Raw genomic sequence first — 12,130 nt, 5'->3', positions numbered from 1 at the left:
TTTGATACCTGGTCCGCAAGCGTGGCGAACCTAGGATTCCTGACGAACCCTAACAAAATCCTTTTTTGCGTCACACAGGCAAATATTTACGTAGCTGCTCCCAAGACACGTTTCAAAAGACGGCCTGACAGGCTCATAAGTTCTCTTTCAATGGTATGGAAAGATACCACGAACCGTTGGGAGGTACGACTTTCGCCGCGGACGCAGGGGGCGAGATCGGGCCTAACGGTCATCGACAATCGTGCAGTCTTGGGCTCTGTTTTTATCACCCCAAGGTAGGAGCTTATTGACGTAAAGAAAACGGGTACAGGGGCGACTCGATTTGGCGCGAGCTCACGCTGTACCCGTTCCATTTGTCAAGTCGTGCTCTCCATTCGACTGTCCATCGAATACAATACCACATTCAACGAAAATTCGGGACTGCTGTCGAACGGAAACGACGCAATGATTCAACTTTTGCGTTCTATGACTGTTTCGCGCGTCACGTGCTGTTTCTGCCGTTCCCATTGGCTTAAGTACCCCGAGGGACTAAAAGCCCACTCGTGCAGACCAGTGTCCTTATAAATACCGAAGTGTAGATGAGGTGGGAATTTTCCTGAAGTCCCAGGCGGTCCATAACCACTGCTACCGACATAGCCAATCACCTGTCCTGGTCGCACCAGATCGCCTTGATGCAGACCTTTCTGGAAGGAAGATAGATGCGCATAGTAGTAGTACATGTTGTTCGCATCGCGAATTCCGATTCGCCACCCCCCGAAGCGATTCCATCCCATCAACTCGACGTAACCATAGCTGCAAGCGAGCACAGGCGTGCCATAGCTGGCAAAGATATCGACACCCTCGTGAATGCGCCGGCCACCATAGCTACGTCCTGCTCCGAATGTGTGTTTGACGGTGTAATTGTACCGCTTATCTATCGGAAAGCAGGAGCCTGTCGGGCTCAGGCCGAACGTGCGAAAAAGCCGGGCAAAACCATCGATCCGATCCATGGCCACAGGATCCTGAAATAAGTTCCAGATCGCAATCTCTTCGTCTTCGCCCGACTCCATATCCAACCAATGGGCTAAAGCTTTAATCCGATCCGCTGGATCGAACGGCAACGCCAGCATGTCGCCATTCGCATCCTGACCCAAGCCGCCAAACAGTTGGATCTCGGGTGCAAACATATCGTCTGCATTCGGATTGGCAATGCCGGCCCAAGCCGCTGGATAAAATGAAAAGCCATAGTATGGCGCTTCCTGTTTGGCAGTTTTCGTCTTGGTTAGCTCAGCATACCGATCGATAGCCGCAAGTACGGCCCAATCCACGTCGTACTCGGCCCCATACAACTTGTACAAAGGATACAACGATGACTGTGGATGGCTGCGCTCAGCCGCCCATGCCGTAGCCGGCCAACAACCACTTGCCAGCACCATGCCCACCACGAGCGATCGCCATATTCCCGCGCGGGCACGCATGATAGAATGGAGTTGAAGCAATCTGACCACTCCTTGTCGGCGTCTGATATGCTTACACTCTCCCAGCCCGTTACAATGTATGCTGACAATCTGGCTAAATGGGGTTCAATGCAGATGGGAATCACACAAATCACAATCACAGTTCGATGCACCGAGATCGACGTGAATGGACATGTCAATAACGCTAAGTATGTGGAGTACTACGAGTGGGGACGAGAAGATTGGTACGAGCAGCATCAGTTGCCGTACGAAACGCTCTCCAACATGGGTTTCATCACTGTGGTAGCGCGAGCCGAGATCGATTATCGACAGCCCGCGCACCAAAATGAGCAACTCCTGGTCACCACTTGGCTAAGCGACGTTGGACGCACCAGTTTCCGCATGCGACAACGCATCACCGGCGCAAATGGGTATTTGGTCAGTGAAGCGCAATTTGTCATCGTGACCGTCGATCCAACTACTCGTCGTCCCGTTCCGGTGCCCGATGCTATCTCCAAACACCGCGGTTAATCGTAGCCTCAAGGTGTGTGCAAACGCGTCAGGTCGTAGCCCAAGCTTTCGAGCTTGCGCTTAAAACGCTGTGGAATGGGGGCAGTCAGGTCGAGCTGGTTGGCCAATCGCAAATGCACGGCGTGCAAAAAGAACGGTTCGCCACGAGTCGGGCGCGCGCCGTACTTAAGATCGCCAACGAGCGGATGCCCAATGTGCGCCAAGTGCGCCCGAATTTGGTGTGTGCGGCCGGTTTCGAGTCGCACTTGCAGCCATGACGTGCCTCGGCTGACGCCAAGAGGTTCGTAATGTGTCGCACTGCGTTTTCCGCCGTCGTTCGCGATCCGGGTGACCTGGCCGTCGCGCGTCAAAGCGGCGTCGACGTATCCTGGTTGGGACACTTCACCTTCGACAAGAGCCCAGTACTCCTTGATGACGTCCCCACTTTGAAATGCCTGCGACCATCGCTTGGCTGCACGCGAAGTTTTGGCAAACACAATGAGACCACTCGTATTGCGATCGAGCCTATGTACTGGTGCAGGATGAAATGCCTCTCCTGCCCGTACAGGCCTGTTGGCGTAGACATACGCCTCGACGCGGGCCTGCAAGGTCGAGGCGTATTCTCCCTCCGCGGGGTGAACGAGCACGCCCACAGGCTTATTCACCACAAGGATGTCGGCATCCTCGTGCACGACTTCGATATCTCGACTCACTCCGGCATACTTGGGCCTCTTCGGTCGAGTTAAGTTCGCAAAGTCATCCTCTGCCATATACAAATGAACGACATCGCCCTCCACCAGGACGGTCTCCTGTTTGGCGCGCTTGCCATTGACCTTGACGCGGCCTGTGCGAATACATTTATATATTCCTGAAAGCGGCATACCAGGAAGTAACAAACGCAACCATTTATGAACGGGTTTCCCGTCATCCACTGGTCCGATTTGCATTTCGACCACCATTGTCCCCCCCGACTATTCAATAAACTAGTATCCTAGCACACGGCGGCTGATTAGGCGAATCCTGCTCTGCTGTCATGATTCGCTTACCAGACCTCTCCGCGGGCCAGGCGTCGTGTCGTCTGCCCGTCATGCAATCGATAGTAATAGAGCACGTCTGGCATGTTGTCTACGATCGCGCCACGCGTGACATACCTCGCGATGAAATCAAAATCCGACGCTGCACCAAGCGCCCTTGTCCACCCTCCGATGGCGTCAAAGGTTGTTCCCCGCAATAGAATCGTTCCATCGCAAACACAGTGCAACCCCCGTGCATAGGCGTCGCGAATTTCCTCGTGTCCAAAGCGCAGCCACCCTGAATAGGCTAGCGTTGACGTGGCAAGACTTTCCCCAGCGAATGTCGCATAGTTCGTACCCACCATATCGACGTCTGGATTTGCTCGCATGTACGCGACCTGCCGTTCAATTCGGGTGGTAGCTGAAATGTCGTCAGCGGCCTGACATGCGATAAATTCTCCACGTGCTAAAAACAATCCACACGTTGCACTTCCCGCTTGTGTAACGTTGCGTGGCAACCGTAAATACACAAATGCGTCAGGGGACAAGTGCTGCCGGTGCATAGCCTTCCACTTTGCCACCCACCTCGGGCAATCGTCTGTCGAGCAATCATCTACCACAATGATTTCGATGTGGCGGTAGGTTTGCCCAAGGATGCTGTTCAAACTCGCTTCAAGGTAGGGCAAGGCGTTATATACAGGAATCACAACGCTGACTAAACCAGGTATTCGATGATGCATAGATACACCCCCCACTTTTCATCTTCCAAAGTACGCCAGTCAGTTACGCACCGCAAAGGCGGTTGTCCGCACTGTCCGTAGACGATGAGTCCAACAAACGTTTTACGGTGTGGAAAGCCCTGGCATCCCCGAAAATCCAGCATATCCCTTGTGGGGAATATGTTTCTTTATGAAGGGGGAAGCCCATGAAAATTCTCACCTTGTGTGGCACAAGACCGGAAATTATTCGACTGAGCCTGATCATACGGAGGCTTGATGAAACGCTTCACGACCATGTGCTCGTGTATAGCGGGCAAAATCATCACCGGTTACTGTCCGGCATTTTCTTTGAGCAGCTTGGCCTTCGACGTCCCGACGTCTGGCTCGGTGCTCATACGGGAACGGTCGGCAGTCAGCTGGGACGCATGTTCAGTGCGTTTGAAGCGGTCCTTCAGACGCATCGACCAGACGCCGTTCTCGTCCTTGGGGATACAAACACCGCATTGTGCGCCATCGTCGCTGAACGTGTTGGCATCCCCGTTTATCACATGGAAGCCGGAAACCGCTGCTACGACCGAAGCGTTCCGGAGGAAATCAACCGGCGTGCCATCGACGCGGTCGCGTCATTCAACTTGCCTTACACAGCTATGAGCCGTGACAACCTGTTGCGCGAAGGTATCGCGCCGCAACGGATTTGGATCTCTGGCAATCCGATTTATGAAGTGCTACAGGCGTATGCCTCACAGATCGACAAAAGCGACGTCCTGGACCGATATCGGCTACATCCGCGCCGTTATATCGTCGTCACCGTGCACAGGGCGGAGAATGTCGATCGCGTTGACCGGTTGCAGGCTATCGTCAATGCGTTACAACGTGTCGCGAAACGTTTCGATCTGCCGCTTGTGATCAGCCTTCACCCTCGTACTCGCGACCGTCTGCAGCACTTTCACATTCCGCTTGCAGATCCGCGCTTTATCGTGCTCGACCCGCTCGGGCTGTTTGACTTTGTGCAGTTACAAAAACAAGCGTGGTGCGTGATAACGGACAGCGGCACGGTTCAAGAAGAATGTTGCATCCTGCACGTACCAGCCGTGACCATTCGCCGCAGTACGGAACGCCCGGAAACTGTCCTTTGCGGCAGCAACGTCGTCGCCGGCCACGATCCGGAGCACATCGCTAGCTGTGTGGAGCAAATGGCAAGTTCGTCCAGGGATTGGGCTTGCCCCGAAGGATATTGCGATTCCAGGGTCTCTCGAAAAGTGGTTCAGTGGTTGACTGGAGGACTGAGCGATGTTTGAAGGACAAACCGTTGTCATCACTGGAGGTACCGGTTCGTGGGGAAAACAACTGTCCCGTACCCTATTACACTATCGCCCGCAAACAATCCGTATCCTTTCTCGCAACGAGTTTTCGCAAGTGGAGATGGAACGTGCATTTGCAGACACGGGCCGCCTCCAGTTTTTCATTGGCGACGTTCGCGATCTCGATGCAGTCCGCAAAGTTTGTTCGGGTGCGGATTACGTGTTTCACTTAGCGGCACTCAAACACGTCCCTGTCTGCGAACGGCACCCGCGCGAGGCGATGAAGACCAACATTCTCGGCACGCAAAACATCATTCAGGCTAGCATCGAATGCGGCGTCAAGAAGGTCATTGACGTCTCAACGGACAAAGCTGTCGAGCCTATTAACTTGTATGGCATGACGAAGGCGCTCGGCGAGAAACTGATCCTGCAAGCCAACGCGGAAAGCCAACACACGCGGTTTGTCTGCATCCGCGGTGGCAACGTCCTCGGTAGCAACGGTAGCGTGGTGCCATTGTTCATCCGTCAGCTACAAAATGGCCATCCCATCACCCTAACGTCGCGCGAGATGACTCGTTTCTTTCTCACCATCGAAGACGCCATTGACCTCCTCATCCACGCCGCGACGATGTCATTGGGAGGAGAAACATTTGTCATGCGCATGCCATCCTGTCGCATGATCGATCTCGCCAGCGTGATCGCAGACTATTACGGTCAAAACCATCCTGCCATTAAGGAAATTGGCATTCGGCCTGGCGAGAAATTGCACGAGGTGCTTGTCTCTCGTCAAGAAGCGCCTCGCACGTACAGATTGGACGATCGCTACTTCGTCGTGCTGCCGATGGATCCAAATCCCGATCTCGTCGATAGATATGGCCGCCTCGATCCGCTTGCGCTTGCGAGCTATGAGTCCAATATGCAACTACTACCCCAAAATGACATTCGCGCACTTTTACAACGAGGGGGATTCTTAGCATGAAGATTCTTGTTTTAGGCGCCGGTGGCATGGCTGGGCATATGATCTATGAATACTTCCAGAGGTACTCTGTACACGACACCTTTGGAACCGTCTTGCATACCTATCCGCAGTTTGCAAGCCCTGTGACAAACCACATCATACGCTTGGATGTACGAGATACCCTACGCGTACAAACACTCATTGCCGTCATCCGCCCAGATGTCGTCATCAATGCGGTCGGGATACTGCCGGCTGTCGCGAACCGTGAGGTCGCGACGGCCATTCGCATCAATGCGCTGTTCCCACACGAACTCGTCGAGATTTGCAACGAATACGATTGTCGGCTCATTCATATCAGTACCGACTGCGTGTTTGACGGCACAACGGGCATGTATGCGGAACGCGATTTGCCAAACGCATACACCGTTTACGGACGGACCAAAGCGTTAGGGGAGATTATGGACGGGCCGCACCTTACCATCCGTACCTCCATCGTTGGGCCCGAGCAAAAGAACGAGGGAACCGGCTTACTCGCCTGGTTCTTACGACAACAAGGAACGGTATCTGGCTTTCGCAACGCATTTTGGAACGGCGTGACCACACTGCAACTCGCGAAAACCATCAACTGGGCCTTGACACGCCCAATTTCAGGGCTTGTCCATTTGACGGGGCCGCACCCAATTTCAAAATATGACTTGTTATGTATGTTTCAGAAGACGTGGTATCAATCCGGCCGCGAGATCGTAGCTGTGGAAGAGCCCAGAATCAATCGAACACTACGAAATACACGCGCTGATTTTCATCCCGATGTGCCTTCCTATGCCGAGATGATTGACGATCTCGCTCATTGGTAAATGCTTAACGGGTGGGTCCTCCTCCCACCCGCTCATACAACGCGAGCAGCGGTTCACATACCTTCTCAATGGCAAACCGCTCTGCAACCCATCGTCGGCAAGTATCACCGAGGGCAGGTAAGACTTCTCGCATCGCAGTCACTTGGCTCATGGTCCGGGTAAGGACGGAGCGTGTAACAGGCAGAACGGCATCGTGATCGCCAAAATACATATGCCAAGCCAGATCAAACGTCTTCGGCTCGACGAGGCCAACAAAGCCGTGCGATCCCACCGCAACGACCGGCTTACCTGCAGCCATCGCTTCAAGTGCGACGCGACCTGTCCCTACCACAGCATTTGCAACATTGTAGACACAATTCATGTTATCCGATCCGCCGAGCACGTGAACCCATGGCATACGTCTCCGACCGTTCCACTTGGCCACAAAGTGCTCTAATTCCGCTCGTCGGGCGCCGTTACCCACGACCAGGGCATGTACGTCCCGATATGCCTTGTGCACCCCTGTAGCGGAAAGGACGAATGTCTTCGCGATTTTCGCCTTCTCCCAAGCCATGCGCCCTGTATACAACCAGACAAACGCCTCGTTAGAAAGGCCCAGTCTGTTCCGCAGGGAGACGTCGTCAGCGGGATGAAATTCACTCAGATCCACCCCGTTGGGGATTACCACAGATTTATATCCCCAATTTCGGAGCTGTGTTTCGAGTGGTGGGCTCACCGCGACCACGCCAGAGGCGCCTCGCAGAACAATTTGCAGTTTCTCTGGATCTTCGTAGGTACCGTGCACGGTATACAAAAACGGCACCCCATGTTCTTGTGCAGCGGCCAATGCCACAAGGCCCGTTGGCAGTTGGTGTGCGTGGACGAGATCGATTTGTTGCGTGGTCATCACGTCGCGTAAGATGGCCAATGTCTCTTGCCGATAGCTATCCGCTAGTGCAGTCAATGTGGACCATGCAGGCTTGGGTAAACACACGTTCGGGATCTGAAGAGCCCGAACACGCGGCAGCAACGGACCATCTGCGGCAGCAACCAAGACATTTACATGTTTGCGCAAAAGCATCTTTGCTATGGATAACACATGTGTTTCCGTACCGCCAAGGTTCCACTCATCCAGAACCATGAGGACGCGCATGCGTAATGCCCCCTCCCTGTGGGTAAAAATCGACGTCTGAAATCCCTTTGTACCATTATTTGTATGGTGGGTCGTAGATTTTGTGCGAGGCAGACATCTGGTTCGAGGAAACACAGGCTTGGAACTTGAACCTGACCATCCACATTATCCAATTTTTATACAAATAGTTATTTATACGTGGAATATGCATGTACACATCCATACAACTGGTACAAACCCGCAGAAAGGATGATGGACATGGCACAACTTCGGTTGCCTGGCCAAACGGCCGCTGACCGCGCCCAGGTTCTGATTCAGGCGGTCGAGGAAGCGTTGACCAACGTTACACAAACGTTGAATCAAAACGGTTTAACGACTGCTACGTCGACGCTGACCAACACACTCAACAGCATACTGACCTCTCTTGAAAATTTGCTTGCCAGCCTGACAAGCTCGTTGTCAAACACCTCGTCGCGACCGACGACCGTAACTGGCGTCTTGCAAAAGCTGCTGGACCAGCGAGTGACGATCACGACACCATTCGACACATTGACCGGCACACTGTCCTCGATCCAGTCAGATTATGCCACGTTGGTCGAGCCGTCCGGCAGTCTGGTACTGATTCCACTCGACCGGATCCAATCGGTACAGCAAGCCTGAATGGAGTTTGTTACGTGAGGAGGGGATTTGTATGAACTTGCAACCGACACTGGCAAATACACTGAATCAACTGTTCGGGCAAACCATTGAAATTGCCATAGGCAACAACCTGATTGAAGCAGTGGTCAGCTTTGCTGGAAATGAAATTCTCGCTGTGGTCGAGCTGGGGACTGGTGGATATGGATATGGCACCAACAATCTGACGACCTACGTTGCACTGTCTGCCGTTGACTTCATCCGCATCTTGTAACAGATAGCCGCCGGGTGGCCACCGCCCCCGGCGCTATAGGCAATAGGGGTGAGCTTATGTGGCGAGTCATCATTTTCACGTCCGCATCCTGCCCGGCGTGGCGCTCTACGATGCACTCCTTGTTGCGCCATGGTTGGCGGTGCGAAGACATCTCACTCGTGAGGACAGATGAAATGGGAGATGCAGGACCAGTGGCTCAGAGCCTGGGTATGAGCACCTGGTCACTCGAAGATTTGTACAAAGCCATCCACCATGACAACGCCATGTATATGTTCCTATGTGCCGGTGAGCAACTTATAGAAGCGGCAAACGTGCAAGAGTTTGCATATAAGGAGTACGCTGTCTTGACGATTGCTAGCGGCCATGGTCTAGATAGACGCGTACTCGCGATGCGAGGGTGCATCCTTGCAAACCACTGGAAACGGGCGGCTCACCTGTTACGCGTCGATCCTGTATCCGCGCTTCATGCATGGTCTGAGCTAGCTCCCGAGGAGGAACCGTACACGCTTGACCGAAACATTGTTCGATCTCCACGTTCCAATCAACTTCTTCAGACATATCGTGCTCAACTGCTAGAGCGTCCGAACGAACATGATACAAGCCGTCCAACTGTCGCGATCGCGCTTGTCAACTACAACATGCACCGACACCTCGCCTTGGGTTTGGCCTCGATCGAGGCGCAAATCGACGACCTACACGAGATTTGGCTGATTGATGACGGATCAACCGACGGCTCCCAAGATCTCCTGCATGACTTTGCGAAACGCGTACCTAGGGTATCGTTGGTCACACTGCCGCACAACGTCGGCAAAGCTCGCGCCGCGAATGTCGCCATGGAACAGATCAAGGCGGACTTTCTTCTCGAAATGGACGCGGACGACTGGCTCGATCCGCACGCCGTGCGGATGATTCGCCATCAGCTATTGACGTTGGACGATGACATCAATTTGCTATACGGAAATATGCGTAATTGGCGAATCGATGCGCGCGGAGGCTATCGGTTGACGTACGTACAAAAAGGTGAACCCGTACGCACAACGCAACAACTCGCAACGTATCGATTTCCTCTGGGACCGCGGGTGTATCGCACCTCGATATTACAAGTTGTAGGCGGGTTCCCAATCCTTTCGTTTGCCGACGGACGTCTATATGAAGATGTTGCGCTCATCCGAGAGCTCATGCGAGTCGGGCGGATCGAATATCGAGACTTTACCGTGTACAATCGTTTGCTTCATCGCGAAAGCATCACCCATCAGCACGTGAAGCTATGGCCTCTATTTGTGGAATCGTACTTGACCCAATAAGTTCGACTGGCACCCATCCCCGTACGCTGTTGATCCACCAAAGACGGTCGACCATGGCGATTTCGGAGATATGCAGAACGCGTTCCACAACACGTCCTTGCTGTAACAAATATGCACGCAAGGTACCTGGCAATAGTCCGCATGAAACTGGGGGCGTATAAAGGCCTCCTTGCCACTCGTAGACCAGGTTTGCAAACGTGAACTCTGTAACCTCCCCAGCCTCATTGAACATGATGGCGTCGAATCGGTCGCCCAAATGCGCTCGAATGGCGTCATACCACTCGCGGCGGGTGGTCTTGTGATATAACCAACATTCGTCTGATGAGACGGGCATGTGGGCCAACACGACAGGCTTCACGACGTTGGATAACGCGTCGGCCGGATTCCAGACGCATGGCTCCAATGGCTCCCTGCCCATCTCAACCTCTACCTCTCCAGACCTTTCCAACATCATGCGTACTCGCCATGCCCCTGTCGGGTGTCGCAGCGCGCAATCGGAAAGAGCCTGCTCCACCTTGGCGCGATCGAACGGGATTTGAAAGTATTCTGCAGACGCGGATAAGCGCTGAAGATGGTACGTGTATAGCGCATATTCTCCGGACTCAAGGCGCAAGGTTTCAAGTAAAGCGAACTCCTGCTCAGCATCCTTTAACACCTGTGCCTTGGCGTGGAGTTCGTCGTACTCATCCCTTGCTTGTGAATCCCATGTGATGCCACCCCCTGTCCCGTAGGTGGCTATGCCCCTCGCGCGATCGAGTTCCACAGTCCGAATGGCTACATTGAACACAGCGCGATCTTGTGGCAGCAATAGGCCAATACTTCCGCAGTACACGCCGCGCGGCTCGGCCTCTAGCTCTGCAATCTGAGACATGGTGCTGATTTTAGGCGCACCTGTGATGGAGCCACATGGAAACAAAGCCTCAAAGATACCCACGAGATCGACATCATCACGTAACTCGGAGACGACGGTCGAGGTCATTTGTAACACGGATGGATATGTCTCGACCTCAAAAAGTGCTGGTACACGGACACTACCTGGCAAAGCAATGCGGCCGATGTCATTCCGGAGCAAATCGACGATCATCACATTCTCGGCGCAGTTTTTCTCCGAGTTGCGCAGCCGCTTGGCAAGCTCGGCGTCGTCGTTAAGCGTAAGTCCGCGCTTCATGGTTCCCTTCATGGGCCGCGTTGTAATACGACAGCCGTCACGAGCAAAAAAGAGTTCCGGTGAGATGGACAAGATGGACCAATCATCACTGCGTATGTAAGCCGAGTATGGCGCCCGTTGGGCCAATCGCAGTGTTTCATAGAATGCGAAGTCATCACCGGCAAACGAAGCCCTGAGGCGAACCGTATAGTTCACCTGGTAGGTATCACCGGCAGCGATGGCCTGGCGGATTCGGCACACGGCCTCACCATATCTCTCGGGCGATGTTTGCAAACTCCACGTTCCGACTTGATAAGCGCCTGCTCCCATCTGCTCCGCTAAGGCCGTGGAATCTGCGGCGTGATCGAAAACAGCGAACCATGCGAGCGGAAGCCCCGGCTTCGCAGGGGGGCGGACTCGGTAGGCGGGATCGAACGCTGGAGCCGCCTCGTAAGTTACAAAGCCTGCTGCGTAGTACCCTTCCTTGGCTGCGGCTTCTACTTCGCCCAAAATTCTAGGTACATCTCCCTCGCAGGTTGCCGCATGAATGCTTCTGGGATTGCTAAATACAAGGCGTCGTGGCGGATTACCGTCGATTGAAAAGTCGAACACCAAAAGTGGATTCAAACTATGGACTTCTCCCTTCGACTTAGGTCTACACTCGCCCTGGCCTCTCCCACGTAGTCATACCGGCATATGTACCGGACGAGTGGGTGTTAGCTAGGGATTAACTATATAGCAAAACAGAGCCAGGCATCTTCGCCTGACTCTGTTCTCTCTTGCCTGGCAACGACCTACCTTCCCAGTCCCTCTCGAGACAAGTATTCTCGGCGCTGGAGGTCTTCACGTCCGTGTTCGGGATGGGTA

The 12,130-nt window shown here is 53.7% G+C and carries 12 protein-coding genes and 1 rRNA gene; 7 read left to right on the top strand and 6 right to left on the bottom strand.

What is annotated here, in order from left to right; translation table 11 throughout:
- Positions 1-449: 449 nt before the first annotated feature.
- The gene (locus QMF38_RS02840) at positions 450-1,487 is read right to left on the bottom strand and encodes a M23 family metallopeptidase (protein WP_281758613.1); all 1,038 of its coding nucleotides are present in this window, start codon (positions 1,485-1,487) and stop codon (positions 450-452) included.
- Between the two features lie 84 nt (positions 1,488-1,571).
- On the opposite strand from QMF38_RS02840, the gene QMF38_RS02835 reads away from it, so the two are divergent.
- On the top strand, positions 1,572-1,967 hold the full coding sequence (locus QMF38_RS02835; RefSeq protein WP_281758612.1) for an acyl-CoA thioesterase: 396 nt from the start codon (positions 1,572-1,574) through the stop codon (positions 1,965-1,967).
- Positions 1,968-1,975: 8 nt separating this feature from the next.
- On the opposite strand, the gene QMF38_RS02830 is transcribed toward QMF38_RS02835, so the two are convergent.
- Together QMF38_RS02830 and QMF38_RS02825 are read right to left on the bottom strand one after the other, a co-directional pair.
- Positions 1,976-2,905 (bottom strand): RluA family pseudouridine synthase, encoded by a 930-nt coding sequence (locus QMF38_RS02830; protein WP_281758611.1) that lies wholly within the window; start codon positions 2,903-2,905, stop codon positions 1,976-1,978.
- Between the two features lie 83 nt (positions 2,906-2,988).
- Positions 2,989-3,699, bottom strand: a complete 711-nt coding sequence (locus QMF38_RS02825; protein WP_040289527.1) for a glycosyltransferase family 2 protein — start codon at positions 3,697-3,699, stop codon at positions 2,989-2,991.
- A gap of 185 nt (positions 3,700-3,884) precedes the next feature.
- Here QMF38_RS02825 and wecB point away from each other — a divergent pair, with 185 nt between their 5' ends.
- The 3 genes from wecB to QMF38_RS02810 are packed head-to-tail and all read left to right on the top strand — an operon-like array spanning position 3,885 to position 6,791.
- Complete coding sequence (wecB, locus tag QMF38_RS02820; protein WP_006447088.1) at positions 3,885-4,976, top strand: non-hydrolyzing UDP-N-acetylglucosamine 2-epimerase; 1,092 nt, start codon at positions 3,885-3,887, stop codon at positions 4,974-4,976.
- Entirely contained in the window at positions 4,969-5,958 is a 990-nt protein-coding gene (locus QMF38_RS02815; protein ID WP_006447089.1) for a polysaccharide biosynthesis protein, read from the top strand. Before wecB ends, QMF38_RS02815 begins: the two co-directional genes overlap by 8 nt.
- Positions 5,955-6,791, top strand: a complete 837-nt coding sequence (locus QMF38_RS02810; RefSeq protein ID WP_006447090.1) for a dTDP-4-dehydrorhamnose reductase family protein — start codon at positions 5,955-5,957, stop codon at positions 6,789-6,791. Before QMF38_RS02815 ends, QMF38_RS02810 begins: the two co-directional genes overlap by 4 nt.
- A gap of 4 nt (positions 6,792-6,795) precedes the next feature.
- Here the strand turns inward: QMF38_RS02810 and QMF38_RS02805 are convergent, their stop codons facing one another.
- Entirely contained in the window at positions 6,796-7,923 is a 1,128-nt protein-coding gene (locus tag QMF38_RS02805; RefSeq protein ID WP_040289528.1) for a glycosyltransferase, read from the bottom strand.
- A 237-nt stretch (positions 7,924-8,160) separates the two neighbouring features.
- Between QMF38_RS02805 and QMF38_RS02800 the strand changes: the two genes are divergently transcribed.
- The 3 genes from QMF38_RS02800 to QMF38_RS02790 all read left to right on the top strand — a co-directional run bounded on the left by QMF38_RS02800 (position 8,161) and on the right by QMF38_RS02790 (position 10,116).
- Positions 8,161-8,562, top strand: coding sequence for a DUF2642 domain-containing protein (locus tag QMF38_RS02800; RefSeq protein ID WP_040289529.1), 402 nt, complete (start codon positions 8,161-8,163; stop codon positions 8,560-8,562).
- 31 nt (positions 8,563-8,593) lie between these two features.
- Entirely contained in the window at positions 8,594-8,812 is a 219-nt protein-coding gene (locus QMF38_RS02795; RefSeq protein WP_006447094.1) for a hypothetical protein, read from the top strand.
- Between the two features lie 173 nt (positions 8,813-8,985).
- Positions 8,986-10,116, top strand: coding sequence for a glycosyltransferase family 2 protein (locus QMF38_RS02790; protein ID WP_281758610.1), 1,131 nt, complete (start codon positions 8,986-8,988; stop codon positions 10,114-10,116).
- Here the strand turns inward: QMF38_RS02790 and pabB are convergent.
- Together pabB and rrf are read right to left on the bottom strand one after the other, a co-directional pair.
- The gene (gene pabB / locus QMF38_RS02785) at positions 10,058-11,773 is read right to left on the bottom strand and encodes an aminodeoxychorismate synthase component I (protein ID WP_192811473.1); all 1,716 of its coding nucleotides are present in this window, start codon (positions 11,771-11,773) and stop codon (positions 10,058-10,060) included. The genes QMF38_RS02790 and pabB overlap by 59 nt on opposite strands.
- Positions 11,774-12,044: 271 nt before the next feature.
- A 5S ribosomal RNA gene (rrf, locus tag QMF38_RS14930) occupies positions 12,045-12,130 on the bottom strand; the annotation flags it as partial.

It is taken from the genome of Alicyclobacillus hesperidum subsp. aegles (assembly GCF_027923525.1).
In the GTDB taxonomy this organism is placed as follows: domain Bacteria; phylum Bacillota; class Bacilli; order Alicyclobacillales; family Alicyclobacillaceae; genus Alicyclobacillus; species Alicyclobacillus aegles.
This window is presented reverse-complemented; position numbering and strand designations above follow the sequence as displayed.

What these genes read in the sequence shown, in the direction of transcription:
- QMF38_RS02800 (WP_040289529.1), top strand. Translation starts at nt 8,161, where the DNA reads ATGGCACAACTTCGGTTGCCTGGCCAAACGGCCGCTGACCGCGCCCAG.
- wecB (WP_006447088.1), top strand. Translation starts at nt 3,885, where the DNA reads ATGAAAATTCTCACCTTGTGTGGCACAAGACCGGAAATTATTCGACTG.
- QMF38_RS02795 (WP_006447094.1), top strand. Translation starts at nt 8,594, where the DNA reads ATGAACTTGCAACCGACACTGGCAAATACACTGAATCAACTGTTCGGG.
- QMF38_RS02835 (WP_281758612.1), top strand. Translation starts at nt 1,572, where the DNA reads ATGGGAATCACACAAATCACAATCACAGTTCGATGCACCGAGATCGAC.
- QMF38_RS02810 (WP_006447090.1), top strand. Translation starts at nt 5,955, where the DNA reads ATGAAGATTCTTGTTTTAGGCGCCGGTGGCATGGCTGGGCATATGATC.
- QMF38_RS02805 (WP_040289528.1), bottom strand. Translation starts at nt 7,923, where the DNA reads ATGCGCGTCCTCATGGTTCTGGATGAGTGGAACCTTGGCGGTACGGAA.
- QMF38_RS02790 (WP_281758610.1), top strand. Translation starts at nt 8,986, where the DNA reads ATGGGAGATGCAGGACCAGTGGCTCAGAGCCTGGGTATGAGCACCTGG.
- QMF38_RS02815 (WP_006447089.1), top strand. Translation starts at nt 4,969, where the DNA reads ATGTTTGAAGGACAAACCGTTGTCATCACTGGAGGTACCGGTTCGTGG.
- QMF38_RS02825 (WP_040289527.1), bottom strand. Translation starts at nt 3,699, where the DNA reads ATGCATCATCGAATACCTGGTTTAGTCAGCGTTGTGATTCCTGTATAT.
- QMF38_RS02830 (WP_281758611.1), bottom strand. Translation starts at nt 2,905, where the DNA reads ATGGTGGTCGAAATGCAAATCGGACCAGTGGATGACGGGAAACCCGTT.